The sequence below is a fragment of the Achromobacter sp. KK8 genome (genome assembly GCF_054188005.1).
The window spans coordinates 6,015,947-6,039,272 of record NZ_CM135178.1; the positions used below are offsets into that span (position 1 = coordinate 6,015,947).

The 23,326-nt window shown below is 68.5% G+C and carries 19 protein-coding genes; 5 read left to right on the forward strand and 14 right to left on the reverse strand.

The genetic code is table 11. From position 1 onward, the window contains the following. Positions 1-63 precede the first annotated feature (63 nt). The 6 genes from cpaB to ACVN9Z_RS27595 all read right to left on the reverse strand — a co-directional run bounded on the left by cpaB (position 64) and on the right by ACVN9Z_RS27595 (position 3,805). Positions 64-1,017 (reverse strand): Flp pilus assembly protein CpaB, encoded by a 954-nt coding sequence (gene cpaB, locus ACVN9Z_RS27570; RefSeq protein ID WP_054513884.1) that lies wholly within the window; start codon positions 1,015-1,017, stop codon positions 64-66. After that, positions 1,014-1,505 carry a TadE/TadG family type IV pilus assembly protein gene (locus ACVN9Z_RS27575; RefSeq protein ID WP_006387772.1) on the reverse strand — a complete coding sequence of 164 codons (492 nt, stop codon included), beginning with the start codon at positions 1,503-1,505 and terminating at the stop codon, positions 1,014-1,016. The genes cpaB and ACVN9Z_RS27575 overlap by 4 nt, the downstream gene beginning before the upstream one ends. Before the next feature lies 1 nt (position 1,506). Continuing rightward, complete coding sequence (locus ACVN9Z_RS27580) at positions 1,507-1,947, reverse strand: TadE/TadG family type IV pilus assembly protein (protein WP_006387771.1); 441 nt, start codon at positions 1,945-1,947, stop codon at positions 1,507-1,509. Continuing rightward, on the reverse strand, positions 1,914-2,381 hold the full coding sequence (locus tag ACVN9Z_RS27585; protein ID WP_233639206.1) for an A24 family peptidase: 468 nt from the start codon (positions 2,379-2,381) through the stop codon (positions 1,914-1,916). The genes ACVN9Z_RS27580 and ACVN9Z_RS27585 overlap by 34 nt, the downstream gene beginning before the upstream one ends. 271 nt (positions 2,382-2,652) lie before the next feature. Continuing rightward, positions 2,653-2,829, reverse strand: a complete 177-nt coding sequence (locus ACVN9Z_RS27590) for a Flp family type IVb pilin (RefSeq protein ID WP_006387769.1) — start codon at positions 2,827-2,829, stop codon at positions 2,653-2,655. Positions 2,830-2,974: 145 nt separating this feature from the next. Continuing rightward, complete coding sequence (locus ACVN9Z_RS27595; protein WP_054443947.1) at positions 2,975-3,805, reverse strand: MHYT domain-containing protein; 831 nt, start codon at positions 3,803-3,805, stop codon at positions 2,975-2,977. 541 nt (positions 3,806-4,346) lie between these two features. Here ACVN9Z_RS27595 and ACVN9Z_RS27600 point away from each other — a divergent pair. The 3 genes from ACVN9Z_RS27600 to ACVN9Z_RS27610 all read left to right on the forward strand — a co-directional run bounded on the left by ACVN9Z_RS27600 (position 4,347) and on the right by ACVN9Z_RS27610 (position 8,629). Further along, entirely contained in the window at positions 4,347-6,008 is a 1,662-nt protein-coding gene (locus ACVN9Z_RS27600) for a ShlB/FhaC/HecB family hemolysin secretion/activation protein (RefSeq protein ID WP_458213527.1), read from the forward strand. A gap of 358 nt (positions 6,009-6,366) precedes the next feature. Further along, the gene (locus tag ACVN9Z_RS27605; protein ID WP_054448474.1) at positions 6,367-8,061 is read left to right on the forward strand and encodes a collagen-like triple helix repeat-containing protein; all 1,695 of its coding nucleotides are present in this window, start codon (positions 6,367-6,369) and stop codon (positions 8,059-8,061) included. 28 nt (positions 8,062-8,089) lie between these two features. Next, positions 8,090-8,629 carry a MarR family winged helix-turn-helix transcriptional regulator gene (locus ACVN9Z_RS27610; RefSeq protein ID WP_006387765.1) on the forward strand — a complete coding sequence of 180 codons (540 nt, stop codon included), beginning with the start codon at positions 8,090-8,092 and terminating at the stop codon, positions 8,627-8,629. 55 nt (positions 8,630-8,684) lie between these two features. Here the strand turns inward: ACVN9Z_RS27610 and ACVN9Z_RS27615 are convergent, their stop codons facing one another. The 7 genes from ACVN9Z_RS27615 to ACVN9Z_RS27645 form a co-directional block, all read right to left on the reverse strand. Beyond that, a complete protein-coding gene (locus ACVN9Z_RS27615; RefSeq protein ID WP_458212880.1) occupies positions 8,685-10,382 on the reverse strand; it encodes an ABC transporter ATP-binding protein in 1,698 nt (565 codons plus the stop codon). Then, the gene (locus tag ACVN9Z_RS27620; protein ID WP_024069812.1) at positions 10,379-11,887 is read right to left on the reverse strand and encodes an ABC transporter permease; all 1,509 of its coding nucleotides are present in this window, start codon (positions 11,885-11,887) and stop codon (positions 10,379-10,381) included. The genes ACVN9Z_RS27615 and ACVN9Z_RS27620 overlap by 4 nt, the downstream gene beginning before the upstream one ends. A gap of 5 nt (positions 11,888-11,892) precedes the next feature. Beyond that, positions 11,893-12,870, reverse strand: coding sequence for an ABC transporter permease (locus ACVN9Z_RS27625; protein WP_006387762.1), 978 nt, complete (start codon positions 12,868-12,870; stop codon positions 11,893-11,895). After that, positions 12,867-15,104 carry an ABC transporter substrate-binding protein gene (locus tag ACVN9Z_RS27630; protein WP_155873779.1) on the reverse strand — a complete coding sequence of 746 codons (2,238 nt, stop codon included), beginning with the start codon at positions 15,102-15,104 and terminating at the stop codon, positions 12,867-12,869. The genes ACVN9Z_RS27625 and ACVN9Z_RS27630 overlap by 4 nt, the downstream gene beginning before the upstream one ends. A 139-nt stretch (positions 15,105-15,243) precedes the next feature. Continuing rightward, complete coding sequence (locus ACVN9Z_RS27635; RefSeq protein ID WP_155873781.1) at positions 15,244-15,909, reverse strand: thermonuclease family protein; 666 nt, start codon at positions 15,907-15,909, stop codon at positions 15,244-15,246. 102 nt (positions 15,910-16,011) lie between these two features. After that, the gene (locus tag ACVN9Z_RS27640) at positions 16,012-17,022 is read right to left on the reverse strand and encodes a magnesium and cobalt transport protein CorA (protein ID WP_006387759.1); all 1,011 of its coding nucleotides are present in this window, start codon (positions 17,020-17,022) and stop codon (positions 16,012-16,014) included. Positions 17,023-17,144: 122 nt separating this feature from the next. Continuing rightward, complete coding sequence (locus ACVN9Z_RS27645) at positions 17,145-19,235, reverse strand: ATP-dependent helicase (protein ID WP_458212881.1); 2,091 nt, start codon at positions 19,233-19,235, stop codon at positions 17,145-17,147. A gap of 110 nt (positions 19,236-19,345) precedes the next feature. Between ACVN9Z_RS27645 and ACVN9Z_RS27650 the strand changes: the two genes are divergently transcribed. Beyond that, a complete protein-coding gene (locus ACVN9Z_RS27650; protein ID WP_054443831.1) occupies positions 19,346-20,257 on the forward strand; it encodes a DUF72 domain-containing protein in 912 nt (303 codons plus the stop codon). 102 nt (positions 20,258-20,359) lie between these two features. Here the strand turns inward: ACVN9Z_RS27650 and pdxR are convergent, their stop codons facing one another. Further along, the gene (gene pdxR, locus ACVN9Z_RS27655; RefSeq protein ID WP_396027361.1) at positions 20,360-21,889 is read right to left on the reverse strand and encodes a MocR-like pyridoxine biosynthesis transcription factor PdxR; all 1,530 of its coding nucleotides are present in this window, start codon (positions 21,887-21,889) and stop codon (positions 20,360-20,362) included. A 95-nt stretch (positions 21,890-21,984) separates the two neighbouring features. On the opposite strand from pdxR, the gene gabT reads away from it, so the two are divergent. After that, positions 21,985-23,247, forward strand: coding sequence for a 4-aminobutyrate--2-oxoglutarate transaminase (gabT, locus tag ACVN9Z_RS27660; RefSeq protein ID WP_458212882.1), 1,263 nt, complete (start codon positions 21,985-21,987; stop codon positions 23,245-23,247). Positions 23,248-23,326 lie beyond the last annotated feature (79 nt).

Sequence of the window (23,326 nt, forward strand, 5' to 3'; positions counted from 1 at the left end):
CTGGATCTGGTTTGACAGGTTAGGTCCAGCCGCGGGCGGCACCTGGCCACGCGCAGCCACGTTTCAATAGCGCACGCGCTCGGATTTGTCTCCTCGCAATATTTCGACGCTGCGCCCGCCGCCACCGCCGGTGGCGCGGACCGCCGCGGGCTTGGCCGCCTGCGTCGTGCCCTCGAGCTGCGCCAGGCTTTCGCCGGCGTAGGCGCGGTTCGGGCCGCTCTGCAGCAAGGCGCGCTGCTCGGGTGTCAGGTCCGGCCGCGGCGGCAGCACGGCGCCGCGCTGCGCGAACAACTGGGTATCGGGCCCGCCGTCATCGCCGACCGGGCGCAAGGCCAGTTGCAGGCGGCCGGAGCGGCCCGCCAACAGCAACTCGCTGACCTGCTCGACCGGCACCGCCAGCACCGCGGTCCTGGCCGGCTGGCCCGGCGGGCCCGGCAGCGTGCCTTTGTCCTCGGGGCCGTCCACCGACGCCGTGCCATAGGCCAGCACGCGCACCCGCGACTGCAGCAGCCGGGCCTGTCCGGCCTGGATCTCGACGCCCTTCTCCAGCAGGAAGAACACGTCCACCAGGTCCCCCGGCGCGATGCGGTTGCCGCCGCCCACCACTTCGTCCACCGCGATCGCCACCGCGCGTTCGCCCGGCTTGAGCTGGCGGCCCAGGCCCTGCGCCAGCATGCTGGGCAACAGCGGATCGCCCGCGGCGATATCGACGCGGGCATAGGCGCCCTGCAGCGGCGCGGGCGAGCTGTAGCTGCCCGACAGCGCCACCTGCCATTGGTCCACCTTGAGCATCCTGGCGCCATCGATGCGGGTGCCGGCCGGGATCGCGGCGGCAGCCACCACCACCGGATAGCGCTTGGCCGGCGGCTCGGCCGGCGCGCTCGCCTGAGTGGCGACCGGGCTGGCCGGGGCCGGTGGCGGGGGGGAAGGCTGCGAGGCCAGGCGCCACGCCACGAATGCCAGCACCAGGCCCGCCGCCAGCAATACACCCGCGATGATCTTGCTCAGACTGCTCATGGTGTCCCTTGCGAAATTTGCACGATGGCCTTCGATGACAGGCGGGTCGGAATCCAGTTCTTGTCCGTCCCGGGCAACATGGCAATCAGGGCCTGGAAGGTCGACAGCACCGGCCAGTCGTCCACCTTGAAAGCCATGGTGACCGTGGCGCACGTCGCCGTCTTGCCCTCCGCCCCCTCCCAGGAACATTGCGCATTGGTGGTCGAGCATGCCACCGCCGATCCGGCGCCGAACACGCTCATCGCCGCCGCACAGGCCACGGTCGGCACGTCCGCCTGGCCGGCAAAGCGCGCATGGACCGCCGCGCGCGCGCCTTCGGACGCGGCAGATGCCAATTGCTGCTGCATCCAGAACAGCACGCCATAGCCGACCACGGCGCAGACGAACATCAGCAGCATGGTCACCGTCAGCGAAAACTCGAGCGTGGCGATGCCGCGTTGGACACGCCGGCGGCCGCGGGGCTCATCGGGATCGCGGTGCCTGTCCATGTCAATTGCTCCCGTCCAGCGCATTGCCCAGGTGGACCGTGGCGCGGGCCGTCAACACACTCGAAGGCGGCATCAGGGCCTGGGCCAGCAACGGCAGATTGGGGATCAGCGGGTTGGCGCCATAGGGGTAGCTGACCGTGACTTCGATCTGGTCGGCGCTCAACGGCAAGCCGCTGCAGGTGCCCCCGCCGGTGCTGCTGAGCGTGCCGCCGGGGCCGCACACCGCCACCGCCACCGCGGCCGAGGACATGGCGGTGATCCAGCCCGAACGATCCAGCGCCGTATCGCGGCCGGCATTGGCGCGCACTGCAAGGGACGCGGCGCCCGGCTGCCACTGCAGGACCTTGCGGGCGCCGTCCTGCGCCGCCAGGGTGACTGAATGCTGGGCGGTGAAGACCAGTGCGTACGTCAGGATCGCGTAGAACACCAGGAAAAACACCACGAATACCAGGCCGAATTCAAGGGAATAAGCGCCACGCTGAGCGCGGCAACGCCCAGATAGGCGCCGTACGGCGTCTGGCGGGCCCGAAGCGGCAGCGCCCGGCTTCGGGAAAGAAACAGGTACGACAAGGCATGCAGGCCGGCCAGCAGGCTGGCGGCCACCAACGTCATCACCAGCGGCGCGAAGCCCGCCAGCAATCCGAGGATGGCGATCGCCTTGACGTCGCCCGCGCCCATCAGGCGCCGGCTCCAGAGCGGAAAGAACGGCAAGGCCAGCGCGAATCCGGCCAATGCCATGGGCCAGCCGGCCCAGCGCGGCGGATACCCCCATGCCGGCGCCAGCCATGCCGCCAGCAGCCACAGCGCCTGTCCCGCGAAGCCCGCGACGATAAGCGTGTTGGGTACGCGGCGATAGCGCAGATCGGTGTATATCAACACCAGATTCCAGCATGCGAACAACAGCCACCACAGCACTTCCCCTGGATACAAGGCAGGACCTTCCGACGGTTTCGGTTTCAATGCGGCAATACATGGTCGCGCGGCCTCCGGGAGCCGATGCGCGCAACGCCGTCAATCCACAACCGCCCGAAATCGTCGCGCGGGAAGTGTTGCCAACATCAGCTCCGCGCCAGGCGGGGCGGGGACCCGGCCTTCCGCGCATGCCTGGCTGGGACCAGGCCCGTCGGATCGGCCGGGGCCTTCGGCCTCACGTGGACGCGGCGGCCAGCTTTGCTTGCAGCGACGTGAACAGGTCGCCGAGCGCGCCCGTGAATGTCGCCAAAGCCGCTACCAGCGCCACCGCGATGGTGCCCGCGATCAGGCCGTATTCCAGGGCGGTGATGCCTTCTTCTTCGTTCCAGAACTGCGCAAGTTTCGCTTTCATGTCGAGCTCCTGAGGTCTCGCTTGATAATCGAGCCATGCCGCGGGGCGGCGCTGGCCCCCTAAACCCGGTGCAACCGGCGCGCTGGCATGTTCCACGCCCGCGCGCTTCCGGGGTACTCAGGCCGCAAAGGCCCTTGACTCACCCTCAACCCGGCCCCAGCGTGGAGCCGGGCGCCCTGCCCCCCTCCACCGCCGGCGCCGATTCAATGATCGAATCGATACGTTGCGCAAGGCGCGCGCGGAAACGGCGCGAGGCCCGCTGCAAATGCCAACGCATCACCAGCAGCATGACCGCCGACAGCGCGAACGCGATATACGGCAGCATCACCCCGCCGATCTGCATGCTGGAGAATTCGCGCGGCGTGGTGCAGACCACCGTGCCGGCCGCCACGCCCGTGTAATGCATGCCGCACACCGCCACCGCCATCAAAATGGCCGCGGCGGCGCGCTGAAACTCATTCTGCGTGTTGAAGGCCAGCCACAGTGCGGCTGACGCGGCAATAACCGCTATGAGCACCGATAAAACCACCATCGGCAGATTCCACATGAATACCGCCGGCATGCGCATGGCGCTGATGCCCACATAATGCATGGCCGCCACGCCGAGACCGGCGGCCAGGCCGCCCACCAGGCAGCGCATAAATGTGAAACGGTCGCGGCCGACATACCAGAAGGCCCAGCCGGAAAAACCGGCGGCCACCAGGAAACTGAGCGCCGTCAATCCCGTCTGGTAACCCACCTCGAACGGCAGCTGCTGCGCCTGCATGCCGATGAAATGCATGCTCCAGATACCCACCCCGCCCATCGCCAGCGCGCCGATGATGATGTAACCGATGCGGATCTCGCCGTCCCGCGTTTCCGCCCGGATGCCCACCGCGGCCAGCAAGGCGACGTAGGAGCCGAGGACCGCGATCAGGAACGACAGCGCCGCCAGCCCGGCATGGAACGACAGCGGAACGATATCGCCCGGGTTCATGCGCGGCCCCTGTGAGCCGGCCGCCGGCAGACGCATCTCGCGGGCCGGCATACGACGATTCTGTGGCGGTCATCCTGGTCCATCTTGCGGACTCCCGAAAGCCTGTAAACCCGATGTGTTTTGAAACGTTTATATAGTCTTATCTATTAACAATTAATACACATCAGGGTTTATACCAGTATTCGCAATGCTGCGACAGCTTACTTGTAACGAATACCCGGAAATTAGCCAGCTTCATTTTCAAATACCCCGGAAAACCCTCGATCAGGCGCCGTCCGGATTGCCTTTCATTGCGCGCTGTTGTTATATCCACGTTTCCGGCCAGTCACAATGAAATAATTTGTCATTGGCTTGCCGCGCTGGCAACATACCGCCTGAACGACGCGCACGGTTTAACTCCTTATAAAGCGGCCCCATTCAGTCACGCCCTTATTCAGGTATTTATCTTCGGCCTGTTTAAACGGCGTCAGCGGCAAACGAGAGACCACCAGGCATGAGACGTACGCTTCCCGCAAGTCCGCTTTCCCTTGCCCTTTTCTGCATGCTGGCCACCGTCGGCGCGGCGCGGGCCGACGGCCCCTTGCGCGGCAATCCGGTCGATGCCATGCCGCAGATCGAACGGCCGCCCGGCGCCACCCAGCCTCCCCCGGTGGTACAGGCCGCCACGCCGGAACAACTGGCGCTGCAGGCGCGGCTGGCGCAACGCATCGTGCCCCGGCATTTCGATGTCACGGGCGTGCACGAAATGCCGTTCGAGGAGGTCTCCGCCCTGCTCGCGCCGCTCTCGGGCAAGGAGATCAGCCTGGGCGAACTGGTGCAGCAGGTCGACAAGATCACGCAGTTGTACCGCGACCGCGGCTATCCGCTGTCGTTCGCGCTGGTCCAGAACCAGAGCTTCGCCAACGGGCTGGTGGTCGTCACCGTGGTCGAAGGCTATATCGGCACGGTGCGCATCGAAGGCGATATCGGCAACGCCCAGGACCGGCTGGAATCGTTGGCCGAGCCGCTCAAGCAGGAGAAACCGCTGAAGCAGGCCACGCTGGAGCGCGTGCTGAACCTGATGCGGACCGTGCCGGGCGTGAAGTTCACGCCTTCGCTGGACCTGCCGCGGCGCGCCGACGGCGCCACCGAACTGGTGCTGGCCGCCTCGCGTCAGCCGGTCAGCCTGACCGGCGGCGTGGCCGACCTGGGCACCGGCATGCAACCCCTGGTGAACGCCGCCACCAACAGCCTCACGCCGCTGGGCGAGCAGGTCAAGCTGACGGCGTCGATCCCGTTCAATACCGACGACGTCAAATACGTGTCCGGCGAGATCCGCGTGCCGCTGGGCAACGACGGCCTGGCCGTCAAGGTGGACGGCTATCACTATGACGCGCGGCCCGAGGACGAGGCGATCGAGTACCTGGGCTTCAATCGTCGGGTCAAGAACGACCGCATCGGCATCGGCGTCAGCTATCCGTTCCTGTTGAACAACACCCGTTCGCTGACCGGCACGCTGGGCGTCTACGCCGCCAACTCCAAGGATCGCTACGAAGCCAAGAATTCCGATCGCTGGCTGCAGCAGGATTCGCAGGTGCGCGCCGCCAACCTCGAAATGCGCTATATCCAGGTGTCGGAATCCATGACGACCGACGTGACGCTGGGCGTGGCCAAGGGCTTCGACGCGGCCGGCGCGAAGAAGGAGATCAGCACCAACTATGGCTATTCCGCCGTTCCCGTCCTCGACCTGGATTTCACGCGCTACAACCTGAACGCCAAGCAGACCTTCGCCCTGCCAGCCCAGTTCGGCCTGACCCTGTCCGGCGCGGCCCAGTATTCCAGCAACATCCTGCCGTCGTCGGAGCAAGTGTCGTACGGCAGCTGGCGCTACGCGATGGGCTATCCGCAAGGCGAGCAAAGTGGCGACAAGGGCGTGGGGGTTTCCGCCGAAGTCAATCGCCGCTTCGGCATCGGCTGGGAATATCTGACGAATGTGCAGCCTTACGCGCTGATCGACTATGCGCGCACCTGGTACAACAATTCAGGCTTGCAGCAATTGAATCAGCGTCACCTCTCCTCGGTGGCGCTGGGGCTGCGCTTTACCGACGACAAGTACTACCTGTTCGATTTCAATGTGGCCAAGCCTATCGGTTCGGCGACGGTGAACAACGACCGCGACCTGCGCTTCAACGCCAATTACTCGCTGTATTACGACGCATTCTGATTGGGCATCCATACCTGGGGGTCCATATACCCGCCCGCCACCACGCCTGTTTCGACAGGCGTTTTTTTTGGCCTGTTCCATACACCGCGTTACGTAACGTGGCCCGTAACGTAACGGCTGTTACCCCCTTCGGCGTAACATTCGCAGGTCAGGCGTGATCGTAAAAATGGGGGATTCAAAACATTGGTACAAACCCTCTAATATACAAATAACACATTGATTTAAAAGGATTTTTTAAGGAAAGAAAAATACCCCGCCACGTTGCCGGACGGCATTCGGAAAATATTGGCACGGTTTATGCATGTAGGGATGTATCGGGCAGTTTCGACGCCTGACACTTCCCCCACAGGAGCTCGCCATGAATGCCAAGATTGAAACGCAGCGCGTACAACGTATTCTGACCTCCACCGTCATGGCGGCCGCTCTGATGAGCGCGCTGGCCGCATGCGGCGGCGGTGGTGGTGGCCACAAGAGTTCGGCTTCCCTGCCCGGCACGAATATTCCCACCAATCCCGGCGGTCCGAATAACCCCAGCAATCCCAATAACCCTAATAACCCCAATAATCCGAACAACCCGACCGATCCGGTCACGACCGGCTTGCTGCAGACCACGCTCGGCAATACCGGCGGCGCCGTCGACAATACGCTGCCGTTGAATCTGGGCACCACGCTGGGCGGCGTCGGCAAGGCGCTGGATCCCACCGTCAAGCCGGTGGTCGATACGGTGGTCGGCCTGACTCAGGAGATCGGCGCCACCACCGGCCTGGGCCAACCGGTCGACGGCACCGTCAAGCAGGTCGGCGGACTGGTGCAGGACCTGGGCACCACGGTCAAGGGCACCGGGCTGCCCGGCGGCCTGAGCAGCGGCGTCGGCGGCCTGGTCGAAGGCCTGGGCAAGACGGTCGCCAGCACCGGCGGCCTGCTCAATGCCGATCCCAAGAATCCGCAACCGCTGACCACGGTGCTGGGCAATGCCACCAACGCGGTGGGCGCCCTGACCGCCGGCCTGTCCGGCCAGGGCGGCCTGCTGAACCCCGTGACCCAATTGGTCGGCGGCGTGACCGGCGGCGTGCTGGGCGGACCGTCCAAGCCTTTGCTCGAACCGGCCCTCGGCAACGTCGGCAAGACCGTCGACAACGTGTTGCCGCTGGGCCTGCAACCGACCCTCGGGGGCATCGGCGCGGCGCTCGACCCGACGGCCAGCCCCCTGGCCGGCACGGTGGTCGGCCTGACCCAGCAAGTGGGCGCCACCACCAAGCTGGGCGCGCCGGTCGCCGGCCTGCTCAACACCCTGGGCGGCACCGTCAGCAACCTGGGCACGCAATTGCCCGGCGGCAACGTGGCCGGTTTGAATGGCGTGCTGCAAGGCCTGGGCGGCGCGGTCAGCAGTGCCGGCGGCCTGTTGAATGCCACGCCCGGCAACACCAACCCGCTCGGCAACACGCTGGCCAATGCCACCGGCGCGGTCGCCTCCCTGACCAGTGGCCTGGGCCTGGGCGGCGCGGTGGGCGGCAACAACGGCGGCCTGCTCAGCCCGATCACCGGCATCCTGGGTGGCGTGACCGGCGGCGCGGCGGGCGGTAACGGCGGCCTGCTGGCTCCGGTGACCGGCCTGCTCGGCGGCGTGACCGGCAACCTGGGCGGGGCCACGGGCGGCGCGGCCAACGGCGGCTTGCTGGGCGGCCTGCTGGGCGGCGTGACCGGCGCCACCGGTGGCACGGCCGGCGGCGCCGCGGGCGCCAACGGCGGCCTGCTGGGCGGCTTGCTGGGCGGCGTGACCGGCGCCACCGGCGGCACGGCCGGCGGCGCCACGGGCGCCAACGGGGGCCTGCTGGGCGGCTTGCTGGGCGGCCTGACGGGCGGCGCGACGGCCAGCGCGGGCGCGGGCGCCAGCGCCGGTGGCGGCGCCACGGGCACGGCCAGCAACGGCGGCCTGCTCGGCGGCCTGCTGGGCGGCGTGACGGCCGGCGTCAGCGGCAGCGCCAGCACCGGAGGCACCACCAACGGCGGCTTGCTGGGCGGCCTGCTCGGCGGCCTGACCGCCAAGAAGTAATCGACGGGATCCGTGAGGGAGCGACGCCATGCTGCAACAAGAAACCATCGTCCACCACGAGCATGTGACCGTGATGCCTGAATCCCGCAATAGTGACCTGCGTCCCGGAATGCTTGACGATATCGCCCTGATGCTGGGCCGGCAGTTCGCCGTGTACAACGCGGCGTGCCAGTCGGCCCTGGCGGAGAAACTGGGTATCCCCCTGGCGGATCTGAAAGCGCTGGAACTGGTGATGGAGTTCGATGCCCTGCCCACCGGGCAACTGGCCCAGCTGATGGGCATCAGCTCCGGCGGCGCCACCGCCTTGATCAACCGCCTGGAGGCGGCCGGCTATGTGCAACGCGGCCGCCATCCGCTGGATCGCCGCATGATCGTGATCCGGCCGGTCGAGGAGCAATGCCAGCAACTGGCCCAGGAACGCCAGTGGGTGGCCGAGGCGGTGGTGTTGATGGCCCGGCGCTACGACGCCGGCGAGCTGGAAGTGGTGCATGCCTTCCTGGCGCAATGTGTCCGCGCCCTGCGGCACGACACACTGGTCTGGCTCGAAACCCGCAACGCCCACGACTGAGCCGCCCAGGCGCGCGCATGCCGCGCCCCGATCCGCCAGGATCGGGGCGCGGTTTTCATTCGGGCGCGCCGAATTGCAGCCGCGGCACCGCGTCGAGCAGGCGGCGCGTCATGTCCTGGCGCGGCGCGTGCAGCACCGCGTCGGCCTCGCCCAACTCGACGATGCGGCCGCCGTCCATGACCGCGATGCGGTCGGCCAGGTACTCGACCACGCCGAAATTGTGGGTGATGAACAGGTAGGCGATGCCCAGCTCGTCCTGCAGCTCGCGCAGCAGGTCGAGGATCTGCGCCTGCACCGAGACGTCCAGCGCCGAGGTCGGCTCGTCGCAGATCAGCACCTTGGGTTCGACCGCCAGGGCCCGGGCGATGGCGATGCGCTGGCGCTGGCCGCCGGAGAACTCGTGCGGATAGCGCGCCAGCGTGTTGGCCGGCAGGCCGACGCGCTCGACCAGGCGGACGGCGCGGTCGCGTCGCTCGCGCGCGCCCATGCCGCGGCGCAGCGACTCCAGGCCTTCGTCGAGGATGTCGCCGACCCGCATGCGCGGATCGAGCGATGCGTACGGGTCCTGGAACACGATCTGGATGTCCTGGCGCAGCCGCTGCAAGCGGGCGCGGTCGGCGGTCAGCAGGTCCTGCCCCTGCAGCATGGCGCGGCCCGAGATACGGGCGCCGTCGATCAGGCGCAGCAGCGCCTTGCCGGTGGTGGTCTTGCCGCAACCGGACTCGCCCAGCAACGCCAGGGTTTCGCCGGCACGCAGCGTGAACGTCACGCCGTCGACCGCCTTGACCCACGAGGCCACGCGCCGCAGCGGGCCCTTGCGCACCGGATAATGGACCTTCAGGTCCTGCACGTCCAGCACCACGCCCGGCTCGCGCGGCCGCTTGCGGGCCGCGTCCCGCGCCTGGGCCGCGCGGCCGGCCTGGCTGAGAGGCACGCCGCGCTTTTCAAAGGTGGGAATGGCGTCGAACAACTGGCGCGCGTAGGGATGCTTGGGCGCGCGGAAGAATTCCTCGGCGCTGGCGCTTTCGACGATTTCGCCGCCGCGCATCAGGGCCACGTGATGAGCCACGTTACGCACCACCGCCAGGTCATGGGTGATGAGCAGCACCGCCATGCCGATCTCGCGCTGGATGCCCGCCAGCAGGTCCAGCACCTGCGCCTGCACGGTGACGTCCAGCGCGGTGGTGGGCTCGTCGGCGATCAGCAGCAGGGGTTCCGCCGCCAGCGCGATGGCGATCATGACGCGCTGCTTCTGGCCGCCGGAGAACTGAAATGGATAATCGTCCACGCGCCGCTCGGGCTCCGGGATGCCGACCCGCCGCAGCCAGTCGATGGCGCGGGCGCGCGCCGCGGCGCCGCGCAGCGGCGTGTGCGCCGCCAGCGTCTCGATGATCTGGTCGCCGACCCGCATGACGGGGTTCAGGCTGGTGGACGGTTCCTGGAAGATGATGCCGATGCGGCCGCCGCGCACGCCGCGCATGGCGCTCTCGGGCAGGCGGTTGAGGTCTTCGCCATCCAGGTCGATCTGGCCGCCGACGATGTGCCCGGCGTCCGGCAGCAGGCGCAACAGCGCCAGCGCCGTCATGCTCTTGCCGCAGCCGGACTCGCCCACCAGGGCGAAGGTCTCGCGCTGCGAGATGGCCAGCTGCAGGCGCTTGACCGCGTGCGTCATGCCGCTGTCGCCGGCGATGTCGACGTCCAGCCCGCGCACGGCCAGCAGGGGCGTGTCCTGGCGGTTATCCTGCTGGCTCATGGCGCGTCTCCGGATTTGGTGGCGCGGGCATCGGCCGCCAGCGCGGCGCCCGGACGGCGGCCGAACCAACCCATGCCCGGCAGGCGGCCCGGCTTGTAGCGGCGGGTGCGCGGATCGAAGGCGTCGCGCACCGCGTCGGCGAACAGGTTGGCGGCCAGCACCAGGGCCAGCATGAAAAGAAACGCGGTCATCAGGTTCCACCAGATCATCGGGTCGCGCGACATTTCCAGGCGGGCGCCGTCGATCATCGAGCCGAACGAATTCATGCTGGGATCGACGCCGATGCCCAGATAGGACAGCACCGCCTCGTACAGCACCAGGCCGGAGAATTCCAGCACCACGGTGATCAGCACCAGGTGCGCGACATTGGGCAGCAGGTGGCGCGTCATGATGCGCCAGTGCGATACGCCGAAGGCGCGCGCGGCCTGCACGTATTCCAGCTCGCGCAGCTTGAGCGTTTCGGCGCGCAGCAAGCGGCACAGCCCGGCCCAGCCGGTGAAGCCGAGGATCATGCACAACAGGAACAGGCGCAGGTCGGCGCGCGCCGCGGAGGTGTCGAACAGCTCGGCGTGGTTGTCGATGTACACCTGCATCATCAGCGCGCAGGCCGCCACCAGCAGCACGCCCGGGATCGAGGTGATGGTGGTGTAGAGATACTGGATGGCGTCGTCGATCCTGCCCTTGAAGTAGCCCGCCGCGATGCCGAAGACGATGGCCGGCGGCAGCATCGCGAGCGTGGTCAGGCTGCCGATGACGAGCGCGGTGCGGATGCTCTTGAGCGCCTGCCACAGCACGTCGTTGCCGATGCGGTCGGTGCCCAGGGCGTGGTAGCCGCTGGACAGCCCGGCCAGCGCCCCCGCCACCAGGCACAGCAGGGTGAAGGTGATGGCCATGGCGCGCCACGGCACCTCGGCGCGCCCGCCCAATAGGGCCTCGGCCGCCGCCGACGCGCCGCCGCGCCGCGCCAGGCAGGCGAACAGCAGGCCGGCGCCGATCAGCGCCACCGCCAGCCCCGCCGCCAGGCCCAGGCCCAGCCGGTAGTAGACGTCGCCCAGGTGGTCGCGGTCGGGGTCCGCCAGGTGCGTGCCGGCCGCCCGCAGGCGCGGAAAATCGCGCACCGGCTTGTCGTCGACCAGCAGGGTTTCCTTGGTGAACTGGCGCACCGCCAGCGGACTGGAATAGGTCTTCTCGGGCTGGGTCAGCACGCTGCCGCGCAACAGGCCGTCCAGCGCCGACTTGACCGCCGGCGCGTAGACCGGCGCGGCGTCGGCGGCCGCGCCCGGCGCGGGCGGCAGCTGCGGCCGGTAATGGACGGAATCGAGCAGGCCGACCAGCGCGAACGCCGCCAGCACCACCGCCGAGCACATGGCCGGCGTGTCGCGCGCCACCCGCGCCCAGGTCGAACGCAGGTTCGGGCTGCGCCGCACCCGCCAGGCGTAGGCCAGCGCGCCCAGCACCATGAGCCACAGCGCAATGTCGGTCCAGAGGAATACGAACTTGGGCATGGCGGCTACTCGAATCGGACGCGGGGGTCAGCCAGCGTGTAGGAAATGTCGGCCAGGATCAGCCCGACGATGTACAGCGACGCCCCCAGGAACACCATGGCGCGCACGATGGAGAAGTCCTGCGCGTTGATGGCGTCGATGGTGTAGCTGCCCAGGCCCGGGATGCCGAAGAAGGACTCGGCGATCAGGCTGCCCATGAACAGCAGCGGCAAGGCGGCCACGGTGCTGGTCAGGATCGGCAGCATGGCGTTGCGCAGCACGTGGCGAAACAGCACCACGCGCTCGGCCAGCCCCTTGGCGCGGGCGGTGCGCACGTAGTCCTTGCCGATTTCCTCCAGGAACAGGGTGCGGTAGAAGCGCGCCTCGGGGCCCAGGCGCGAGACGATCGCCACCAGCACCGGCAGCGCCAGGAACTTGATCATGTCCAGGCCGCCCTCGAAGCCCGAGAACGGCACCAGCCGCAGCAGCTTGGCGAACATCCACTGCCCGGCGATGATGTAGAACAGGCTGGAGATCGACAGCAGGATGACGCACACCACCACGCCCCAGAAGTCCAGCCGGGTGGCGCGGAAGTACACCAGCGTCAGTGAAAACACGATGCTGGCGAACAGCCCCAGGAAGAAGGTCGGCACCGCCAGCGCCAGGCTCGGCCCCATGCGCGTCTGGATCTCGCGGCCAATGTCGCGGCCGCCGTCGGAGGCGCCGAAGTCCATCGCCAGCAGCGGCACCGAGCGCTGGTAGAACACGGTGTCGGTCAGTTGCGCCGAACCCTTGGCCTGGGCGTTGTAGAACAGCGGCTTGTCGTAGCCGTGCTCGACCTTCCATTTCTCGACCGCGTCCTGGCTGACGCGCTGGCCGCCGATGGCCAGGCGCGCCATGTCGTCGGGCGTGTTGACCGCGAAGAACAGGATGAAGGTGAAGAGGTTCACGCCGATCAGAATCAGCACGCCGTACAGCAGCCGGCGGATGACGTAGCCGATCATGATTGATGCTCCTTGCGGGAAGCCTGGGCGAAGGCGGTCTGCCGTTCGCGCCGCTTGAGCGCCACGTAGGACGGCCAGATCGCCAGCGCGATCAGCAGCACGAACAGGCCCACCGGCCACCAGATGGGGGAATTCCATTCATCGATCTTGCGCTCGCGCAGGGCGGGATCGATCTTCATGTACTGCAGCGTGTTGCGCACCATCTGGGTGGGCTTGGCGTTGCCGACCCATTGCTGGTAGGCGCCGCCCGACATCGGGAAGTAGCCGAACATCCAGGGCGCGTCGCGCTGCACGATGGCGACCATGCGCTGGATCAGCGCTTCCTTTTCGGGGCCATCGTCCAGGAACTTCATCTGCTCGAACAGCCTGTCGTATTCGGGGCTGTCGTAGTTGGCGGCGTTCTCGCCGCCGCCCTTGGCCTTGGCGTTGGGGCCGTAGAGCAGGAACAGGAAGTTCTCGGCGTCGGGATAGTCGGCGTTCCAGCCCCACAGGAAGATCTGCGCCGACCCGCGCCGCATCTTGTCCTGGAAGCGGTTGTAGTCGGTCGAGCGCACGTCCATCTGCACGCCGATCTTGGCCATCTGCCGCCGCATCCAGTCGAACTGCGGGTTGGAGCCGCCGCCCGTCATGGAGTCGTAGTACAGCACCAGCGGCGCGCCGGTGACGGCGTTGCGGCCGTCGGGGTAGCCGGCCTCGGCCAGCAGCTTGCGCGCCGTCTCGATGGATTTGCGCACCGGCTTGCCGTCGACCAGGTCGTAGACCACCGGGTTCACGCCCTCGGGCGGTTCGCGGTAGCCCAGCACGCCGGGCGGCACCGGGCCGTAGGCCACCGAGGCCTGGCTGTTCTCGAACACCGCCACGTATTCTTCCCAGTCGAAGGCGATGCTGATGGCCTGGCGCAGCTTGCGGTTCTTCTCGGCCTGCTCGGGCGTGTCGCCCTTGCCCACCACCGGGTCGAGCCAGTTGAAGCCCATGTACCAGTTGGCGGTCTCGACCGTGGTGGGCAGGCGGATGCCGTGCTCGGCGTACTTGCGCGCCTTGTCCTGGCTGTCGCCAGCGGCCACCAGCATGGCCACGCCGTACTCGCCGCGCTCGATCTGCGGCACGTCGTAGTAGCCCTGCATGAACTTGCCGGTCAGCGGAATGGCTTCCTTCTCGACGCTGAACACGGCGCGGTCGATGAAGGGCGTGGGCTTGCCGCAATCGGCCAGCAGGCCGGCGGCGCGATCGCCCGGCTCGCCTTCGCAGGGATAGGGTTCGCCGTGGAAGTTGGGGTTGCGCGCCAGCACGTGGCGGCGGTTCTGCAGCGACTCGGCCAGCATGTAGGGGCCGGTGCCGACCGGCCAGGTGTTGAGCGACAGGTCGTGCTCGGCCATGCCGGGCTGGTTGTAGAAGCGGTCGGCCTCCCAGGGCACGGGCGCCGTGAAGGTCATGGCCAGCCAGTACTTGAACTGCGGGTACTTGCCGTTGACGCGGATGCGCAGCGTGTGCGGGTCGAGCGCCTGCACGCCGGTGAAGCCGTCCGGCTCGCGCAGGTCCAGCCACGACGCGCCACCGCCGCCGGGAAGGTCGCGGCGCAGCGCCTTGTCACGCTCGCGCAGGCGGTCGCCATATTCCTTCAGGCCGCTCACGTATTCGGCCATCAGCGAATAGATCGGCGACACCACGCGCGGGCTGGCCAGGCGGCGGAAGGCGTAGACGTAGTCGTCGGCGGTGAGTTCGCGGGTGCCGGTGCGCGGAAAGTCGGGAATGGCGAACTTGTCGGCCAGGTCCTCGGGCGCGATCGGGAAGTAGTCGTAGCTGCCGTCGGTCTTGCGGGCGAAGGCCGGGTGCGGCGCGAAACGCATGCCGGGCTTGATCCTGATGTCGTAGATGCTCTGGGCGATCTGCTCGCCCGGCGCATCGGCCGGCAGCACCTTGCCCTGCGCGTCCAGGTAGACCGGCGGGTCGATCGAGGCCGCGGCGCGCGGGATCAGTTCGTAGGGCCGCTTGAGGTAGTGGTAGCCGTACAGCGTCTCATAGATGCTGTAGGTATAAGGGGTTTCATCGCCGGAATAAGAGCTGGCCGGGTCCAGGTACTTGGGCGAGCGCTTGACGAAGGCGGAATACAGGGTGTTCCGGCCTTCGGCGCCGGACGGATAGGGGCTGTTGATGGGACTGCCGTCCCGGGAGCAGCCCGCCAACGCCAGCAACAGCATCATGGACGCCGCCCAGAGCCGCATCAAAGCACGCATGGAAACCTTTCCTTCTATTCAGTGCGACAGAGGATAGCAAAGGTATATCCGCCCCAGTACCCTGGCATCCCCCTAGGGAACTTGCGCAGGCGGCTCTCCACACACACCAGGACGGATTACCCCCGCCGGCCAGCGCCAATCAGCCGCACTGGCGCTGGCGCCAGCAGTCGTAGCGCCACTTCCAGGGCTGCATCGGATCCTTGCCGGCCCACAGGCCGCGGCCGGCCGCCTTGGCCTGGCGCTGCAACTCGGGCATGGCCTTGTCGTTGAGGTAGTCGCCCTGGCGCGCGGTGTAGGCCCAGGCGTAGCCGGCCTCGACCTGCAGCCGGTTGGCCGAGCGGCCGTCGTCCAGGATCAGCGCGCAGACGTCGCGGCCGTACTGGTCCTTCTGGTAGCACTGGGCGGTCAGGGTCTTGCCGGCCACCAGGCCGGCCAGGTGCTGGCGCGCGGCCTCGGCGTAGGGCTGGCCGGGCTGGTCGTTGCCATGGCCCTCTTCCGGCGCGTCGATGCTGTCCATGCGGATGCGGCGCTGGCCGTCGGGCGCGCGCAGCGTCACGGTGTCGCCGTCGCCGACGTTGACGATCATGCCGGTCAGGGTATAGCTGCCGGCGGGAACGTCGCCGGCCAGGGCCGCGCCGGGCTTGCCGCGCGGCGCGGGCGCGCTGGCGGCGGGTCGTTCGGCCGGCCGCTCGCCCCCCTGCCGGGCAGGCTGCAGCCAGTTGACGAGGGCGCCGGCCGCGGCCAGGATCAGGGCGACGACGAGGGCGGTCAGCTTGCTGCCGCCGAAGGGGGATTTGCCGCGCACGAGCCGGGCTCCGGAATCAGAAACGCAGGCAGTTTGCCACAGCCGGGCCGGCGCCGCGCGCGCCAGTGTGTCGCCGCCGGCACGGCGCCGCCGTCCGCCGCGCTACAGCCAGCCCGACTTGCGAAAGCGCCAGTACAGCAGCGAACAGACCGACACGATCACGCCCAGCGTGACCGGATAGCCGAACGGCGAATCCAGTTCGGGCATGAACTTGAAGTTCATGCCGTAGATGCCGGCGATGGCGGTGGGCACGGCCAGGATGGCGGCCCATGACGCCAGCTTGCGGGTGGTGTCGTTCTGCGCGGCCTGGCCGATCATCAGGCTGGCTTCGAAGGCGAAGGCCAGCGACTCGCGCAGCGAATTGAACAGTTCGTCAACCCGCAGCACGCGGTCGGCCACCTCGCCGAAATACGGCCGCGCGTGTTCATCGACCGCCGACATCTCGACCCGCGCCAGGCGGCGGCAGATCTCGGCCAGCGGCGACACCACGGTGTGGATGCGCAGGAGGTCGCGGCGCTGGCGGTACAGCCTGCGGATGTCGGAGTCCTTGGCGCCGCGGATCAGCAGCTTCTGCTCGGCGCCCTCGACCACCGACTCGATCTTGCCGGCCGCCGCCACGTAGCGGTCCACCAGCCAGTCCAGCAGTTCGGAGGCGACGTAGTCGCTGCCGCGCTTGAGCAGGTCGGGCGAGGCCTCCAGCCGTTCGCGCAAGGGGCTGTGGCCGGCGGTGGCGCCGCGCCGCACGGTGACCAGGAAGCCTTCGCCGATCAGGAACTGGGTTTCACCGAAGATGGGGCGCTCGGCCTCGACCTCGACGGTGATGGCGACGATCAGCACCATGTTGCCGTAGTCGATGATCTTGGGCCGGCGGTGCGACTCCAGCATTTCTTCCATGTTCTTGTCGCAGGCGCCCAGTTGGTTGACGACGTCGGCAAGCCGTTCGGGGCTGGGATTGCGCAGGCCGATCCACACCATGCCGTGCTTGGGATCGACGTGCCTGCCCACCTCCTCGATGGGCACCTCGTGGTCGCGCCGGCCATTCACATAGGCGATGGAGGCCACGACTTCGCCCTGGGGCGGCGCGGCGACGGCGGCGGTTGCTTCGGTAGACATAGACATCCTTTGGCGATGCGAGCCCTGCGGGTGCAGCGTATCCAACGTATCGGCCGATGATAGCCCACCGGCGCCGCCGCGCGGCGGCGTCCGCGCGGGGTCCACGCCCCGGCGAACGCGCCCTACGCGAACAGGTTGCGCACGCGCCTGGCCACGTCCACGCTCGGCGCCTGCGGCGCCTTGGCCTCGCGCGCGGGCAGGTCGGGCGGCTTGGGCAGGTGGTCGAACAGCGGCAGCATGGCGTTGGTGATGTAGCGGGTGCGCGAGCCGTAGACGTGGCGGTCGCCCATGCCGGTCTGCTGGTGCACGTAGAAGCGCTGCGGCACGATCAGCTGCAGGCGTTCCTTGGCGCGCGTCATGGCCACGTACAGCAGACGCCTTTCTTCCTCGATCTCTTCGGCGCTGCCGGTGCTCATGTCGGACGGGATACAGCCGTCGACCACGTTCAGCACATAGACCGCCTTCCATTCCTGGCCCTTGGCCGAGTGGATGGTGGACAGGATCATGTAGTCCTCGTCGCGCGATGGCGCGCCGGATTCGTCGCTGGTGGCGTCGGGCGGATCCAGCGTCAGCTCGGTCAGGAAGCGCTCGCGCGACGGGTAGCCGGCGGCGATGCGCGCCAGCTGGTCCAGGTCGGTCTTGCGCACCCGCGCATCGTCGTACAGCCGTTCAAGCTGGCCGGCGTACCAGCGCAGCGCCAGGTCGACGTCGGCCGGCCAGCGCAGGCTTGGGTCGGCCAGCGCCGCGTAGGTGTCGGCGAACGCGCCCCACTCGGCCTGCGCCGCCGCCCCCGGCTTGAATTCGCGCAGCGCGCGCAGCGGTTCGGCCGATTGCGTCATGGCGTCCATCAGCTTGGCGGCGGTGGCCGGACCGATGCCGGGCAGCAGTTGCGCAACGCGGAACCCCGCCATGCGCCCGCGCGGGTTTTCGGCCCAGCGCAGCAGCGACAGCAGGTCCTTGACGTGCGCCGCTTCCAGAAAGCGCAGGCCGCCGAACTTGACGAAGGGGATGTTGCGGCGGGTCAGCTCCAGTTCGAGCGCGGCGCTGTGGCTGGAGGTGCGGAACAGCGCCGCCTGCGACTTGAGCGTGGCGCCGCCCTCGCGCTGCGCCAGCACCTGGTCGGCCACCCAGCGGGCCTGGCCGGCCTCGTCGCTGACGGTGACCAGCTCGGGCAACTGCGACGACTGCCGGTCGCTCCAGAGATCCTTGGCGTAGCGTTCGGCGGCCAGGCCGATGACGGCGTTGGAGGCGTTCAGGATGGGCTGGGTCGAGCGGTAGTTGCGGTCCAGCGTGATGACGCGGGCCGGCTGCGGGAACTGGGCCGGGAAATCGAGGATGTTGCGCACCGTGGCGGCGCGGAACGAATAGATCGACTGGGCGTCGTCGCCCACCACGGTCAGGCCGCGGCCGTCGGGTTTCATGGCCAGCAGGATGGCGGCCTGCAGGCGGTTGGTGTCCTGGTATTCGTCCACCAGCACGTGGTCGAAGCAGGCGCCGACGTCGGCGGCGATGGCCGCGTCGCCCATCATCTCGGCCCAGTACAGCAGCAGGTCGTCGTAGTCGAGCACCTGCTGGTCCTGCTTGGCGGCGACGTAGGCGCGGAACAGGTTCTTGAGCTCGTCCTCCCATTGCGCGCACCACGGGAAGGTGCCGTGCAGCACGTCGGCCACCGGCGTCTGGCTGTTGACCACGCGCGAGTAGATCGCCAGGCAGGTGCCCTTGAGCGGAAAGCGCGACTTGGTGGCGGACAGGCCGAGCTCGTGCCGCACCATGCCCATCAGGTCCTCGGCGTCGCCGCGGTCGTGGATGGTGAAGGCCTCGGACAGGCCGATGCGCTGGGCGCAGTCGCGCAGCAGGCGCGCGCCGATGGCGTGGAAGGTGCCGGCCCACGGCAGCGACGGCGCCTGCTGGGTGCCGCGCAGGTTCATGACCCGCTGCAGCACGCTGCCGACGCGGCGCTCCATTTCCTGGGCGGCGCGGCGCGAGAAGGTCAACAGCAGCATGCGCTGCGGATCGGCGCCGTTCAGGATCAGGTGGGCGACGCGGTGCGCCAGGGTGTTGGTCTTGCCCGAGCCGGCGCCGGCGATCACCAGCAGCGGGCCGTCGTCGCCCGCGCCGCCGACGCCGAATTCGGCGGCCTCGCGCTGGGCGGGGTTGAGGTCGGCCAGGGGATCGGGACGGCTGGACGGGTGGGCGGAATTCTGGTCGGACATGGGGCGTGGAATGGTCGGCGGCGGGCGCGGTCGGCGCGGCCCGATACCTGGGGATATATCCAGGTATCATAACCGCATCGCCCCCCGCTCCCGCTACCGCCGTTTTCCCCATGCGCCTGCTTGCCGGCACCGCTTCCTGGACCGACCCCACGCTGCTGGCGTGCGGCCGCTTCTACCCGCGCGAGGCGCACGACGCCCAGTCGCGGCTGCGCTTCTACGCCACCCGCTTCGGGCTGGCCGAGGTCGATTCCAGCTACTACGCCCTGCCCAGCGCCGAGACCGCCTACCTGTGGGCGCAGCGCACGCCCGACGATTTCGTCTTCAACATCAAGGCCTACCGCCTTTTCACCGGCCACCAGACGCCGCTGGCGGCCCTGCCCGCCGACATCCGCCGCGAGCTGGCCGACTGGCCCGAGCCGGTCATCTACCACCACGCCATGCCGGACGACCTGCGCGATGAACTCTGGCGCCGCTACACGCTGGCGCTGGAACCCTTGCGCATGGCCGGCAAGCTGGGCGCGGTGCACTTCCAGTTCCCGCCCTGGCTGCGGCGCGGGGCGCGCGGCGAGGCGCTGGTGGCCGAATGCGCGCGGCGCCTGCCGGAGCACCTGCTGTCGGTCGAATTCCGCCACCGCAGCTGGTTCGACTCCTCCGAGGCCACGGCTGCAACGCTGGCGCTCGAGCGCGAGCTGGGCCTGGTGCACACCGTGGTGGACGCGCCGCAGGGCTTCGACAACAGCGTGCCGGCCGTGTGGGAATGCACCCACCCCGAGCTGACGCTGCTGCGGCTGCATGGCCGCAACGTCGCCACCTGGAACGCCGGCGGCGCCGCCTCGTCAGGGCGCTTCCAATATGAGTATTCGGAGGCCGAGCTGGCCGAACTGGCGCGCCGCTTCCAGGAACTGGCGCAACGGAGCGCGCAGGCGCATGCGGTGTTCAACACCAACTTCGAGGACCAGGGCATGCGCAACGCCGCGGCCTTCGCGGCGGCGCTGGGCGGCGGACAGGACCGCCTGGGCTGAGGCCCTCGCGCCGTTTGGTCGCGGCGCGCAGGCTGCAAGCGCCGGCAGCCCGCCACCGGCTTTCAAGGCCCGTGCGGCGCCGCCGGCCTTCAACGCCGGCAGTCAGGCCGGCTGCGCCACCAGCGCGGGCGCCGCGGGCGTCATGCGCGCCACTTCGGCCAGGCTTTCCAGCAGCACCTCGAACTTGCGCGCGATGTCGTGCTCCGGCACGCAGGCATAGCCCAGCAGCAGGCCGGGCCGGCGGCCTTCGGCGCCGACGTAGTAGCGCGACAGCGCGCGCGTCAGCACGCCCTTGCGCCGCGCCACCTCGACCACCCGCAGGTCGTCCAGGTGCGGCGGCAGCGTCAGCACCAGGTGCAGGCCGGCCAGGCTGGCGTCGCGGTGCAGCCAGTCGGGCCCCAGGCGCCGTTCGACCAGGTTGACCAGCATGGCGCGGCGCCGCCCGTACAACATGCGCATGCGGCGGATGTGGGCGGCGTAGTGGCCCTCGGCGATGAAGGTGGCCAGCGCCGCGTGCGTCATCAGGTGGCCTTCGCGGTAGAGCTCGGCGTGGGCCGCCTGGAACGCCGCGGTCAAGGTCTTGGGCAGCACCAGGTAGCCGACCCGCAGCCCCGGGTACAGCGTCTTGCTGAAGGTGCCCATGTAGATCACGGGCGCGTCCGGCTCCAGCCCCAGCAGCGAGGCGATCGGCCGGCCCGAGAAGCGAAATTCGCTGTCGTAGTCGTCCTCGATGATCCAGCTGCCATGGCGCCGCGCCACCGCCAGCAACTGCCGGCGCCGCGCCAGCGACATCACCGGCCCCAGCGGATATTGGTGCGACGGGGTCACGAAGATGAAGCGCGGCGGCGCCATGCCAGGCGCCAGGTCGGCGTCCGGCAGCCGCATGCCTTCCTCGTCCACCGGCAGGTGCACCGTGTGCAGGCCGTTGGCCTGCAGCACCGTGCGCGCGCCCCAGTAGCCCGGGTCCTCGACCCAGGCGGTCTCGCCCGCCTCGCCCAGGATGCGGGTGGCCAGGTCGATGGCCTGGTGCGAGCCTTCGGTGATGAGGATCTGGTCGGGATCGCAGTCGATCGAGCGCGTCAGCGCCAGGTGCTGCGCCAGCGCCTCGCGCAGGGCCGGCAGGCCGCCGCCATAGGCGTAGGTGAGCAGGTCGGGGGTGGGGTTGCGCCACAGCGCGGAAAAGATGCGGCCGAACTTCTTGTGCGGAAATTCGGTCAGGTCGGGCACGCCCGGCATGAAGGCGCCCCACTGGTAGGGCGAGGCCGACACGCCGTCGACGATGGCGGCGCCGCGCGCCGACAGCGCCGGACGCGGTTGCGGCACCGGCGCGCGGCGCGACTGGCGGCCGCTGGCCAGATAGGAGTCGGGCTGCGAGGCATTGACGAAGGTGCCGTTGCCCTGCAGGCTGCGGGTGTAGCCTTCGGCCAGCAACTGGCCATAGACGTGCACCACGGTATTGCGGGCGATGCCGAGTTCGGCGGCCAGGTCGCGCGAGGCGGGCAGGCGCGAGTCGGCGGCGATGGATCCATCCAGGATGGCTTCGCGGATGCCGTGGTACAGGCGCTTGTTCATCGGCCCGCCGGCGGCATCGGCCAGGCGCAGTTGCAGCAAGTCTCCAACGATGGACCGCAATTGGTTCTACCTGATTTATAAAAGTGGTTCCCACCAATGGGGCCATAGTAGCATTAAAGTAAGGCTTTACCGCCCACTTGCCATCCGAGGCTGAGATGAAGAATCAGGACCTGAATACCCGCCGTTCCCTGGCCACGCCGCGCGGCGTCGGCGTCATGTGTGATTTCTACGCCGTGCGCGCCGAGAACGCCACGCTGTGGGATGCCGACGGCAAGGAATACATCGATTTCGCGGGCGGCATCGCGGTGCTGAACACCGGCCACCTGCACCCCAAGATCAAGGCCGCCGTCAGCGCCCAGCTCGACAACTTCACCCACACGGCCTACCAGATCGTGCCGTACGAAGGCTATGTGTCGCTAGCCGAGCGCATCAACCGCCTGGCCCCGATCGACGGCCTGAAGAAGTCGGCCTTCTTCACCACCGGCGTCGAAGCCGTCGAAAACGCCGTCAAGATCGCGCGCTCGGCCACCGGCCGTTCGGGCGTCATCGCCTTCTCGGGCTCGTTCCACGGCCGCACCATGCTGGGCATGGCGCTGACCGGCAAGGTCGCCCCCTACAAGCTGTCGTTCGGCCCGATGCCAGGCGACATCTACCACGTGCCGTTCCCCAACGGCACCCAGTCCATCACCGTGGCCGACTCGCTCAAGGCGCTGGACCTGCTGTTCAAGGTCGACATCGATCCCAAGCGCGTCGCCGCGATCATCATCGAACCGGTGCAGGGCGAAGGCGGCTTCAACATCACCCCGCCCGAACTGATGACGGCGCTGCGCAAGATCTGCGACGAGCACGGCATCCTGCTGATCGCCGACGAAGTGCAGACCGGCTTCGGCCGCACCGGCAAGCTGTTCGCCATGGAGCACCATTCGGTGCAGGCCGACCTGATCACCATGGCCAAGAGCCTGGGCGGCGGCTTCCCGATCTCGGGCGTGGTCGGCCGCGCCGACGTCATGGACGGCCCGGCCGCCGGCGGCCTGGGCGGCACCTACGCCGGCAACCCGCTGGCGGTGGCCGCGGCCCACGCCGTGCTGGACGTGATCGCCGAGGAAAAGCTGTGCGAACGCGCGGTGCAACTGGGCGACAAGCTGCGCGCCCGCCTCGAGGGCCTGCGCGCCAAGGTGCTGGGCATCGCCGACGTGCGCGGCCTGGGTTCGATGGTGGCGCTGGAACTGAACGACGCCAACGGCAAGCCCGATGCCGAGGCGGTCAAGAAGGTGCAGGCCCGCGCCATCGCGCAAGGCCTGATCTTGCTAAGCTGCGGCGTGTACGGCAACGTCCTGCGCTTCCTGTACCCCTTGACCATTCCCGACGCCCAGTTCGACCGCGCGCTGGACATCCTGGCCGAGTCGCTGGCCGCCTAAGCGCCAATCCGATCATCCGGTTTTGCGGCCGTCGGGCACGGCGATTGCGGGCGTAGCGGATTTCCGCTGCGCCCGCGTC

Coding starts and splice junctions, on each gene's coding strand:
- ACVN9Z_RS27600 (WP_458213527.1), top strand. CDS start 4,347: ATGCTGGCCACCGTCGGCGCGGCGCGGGCCGACGGCCCCTTGCGCGGC.
- ACVN9Z_RS27575 (WP_006387772.1), bottom strand. CDS start 1,505: ATGGACAGGCACCGCGATCCCGATGAGCCCCGCGGCCGCCGGCGTGTC.
- ACVN9Z_RS27615 (WP_458212880.1), bottom strand. CDS start 10,382: ATGAGCCAGCAGGATAACCGCCAGGACACGCCCCTGCTGGCCGTGCGC.
- ACVN9Z_RS27590 (WP_006387769.1), bottom strand. CDS start 2,829: ATGAAAGCGAAACTTGCGCAGTTCTGGAACGAAGAAGAAGGCATCACC.
- ACVN9Z_RS27625 (WP_006387762.1), bottom strand. CDS start 12,870: ATGATCGGCTACGTCATCCGCCGGCTGCTGTACGGCGTGCTGATTCTG.
- ACVN9Z_RS27595 (WP_054443947.1), bottom strand. CDS start 3,805: ATGAACCCGGGCGATATCGTTCCGCTGTCGTTCCATGCCGGGCTGGCG.
- gabT (WP_458212882.1), top strand. CDS start 21,985: ATGAAGAATCAGGACCTGAATACCCGCCGTTCCCTGGCCACGCCGCGC.
- ACVN9Z_RS27630 (WP_155873779.1), bottom strand. CDS start 15,104: ATGCGTGCTTTGATGCGGCTCTGGGCGGCGTCCATGATGCTGTTGCTG.
- ACVN9Z_RS27645 (WP_458212881.1), bottom strand. CDS start 19,235: ATGTCCGACCAGAATTCCGCCCACCCGTCCAGCCGTCCCGATCCCCTG.
- ACVN9Z_RS27620 (WP_024069812.1), bottom strand. CDS start 11,887: ATGCCCAAGTTCGTATTCCTCTGGACCGACATTGCGCTGTGGCTCATG.
- cpaB (WP_054513884.1), bottom strand. CDS start 1,017: ATGAGCAGTCTGAGCAAGATCATCGCGGGTGTATTGCTGGCGGCGGGC.
- ACVN9Z_RS27640 (WP_006387759.1), bottom strand. CDS start 17,022: ATGTCTACCGAAGCAACCGCCGCCGTCGCCGCGCCGCCCCAGGGCGAA.
- ACVN9Z_RS27610 (WP_006387765.1), top strand. CDS start 8,090: ATGCTGCAACAAGAAACCATCGTCCACCACGAGCATGTGACCGTGATG.
- ACVN9Z_RS27650 (WP_054443831.1), top strand. CDS start 19,346: ATGCGCCTGCTTGCCGGCACCGCTTCCTGGACCGACCCCACGCTGCTG.
- ACVN9Z_RS27605 (WP_054448474.1), top strand. CDS start 6,367: ATGAATGCCAAGATTGAAACGCAGCGCGTACAACGTATTCTGACCTCC.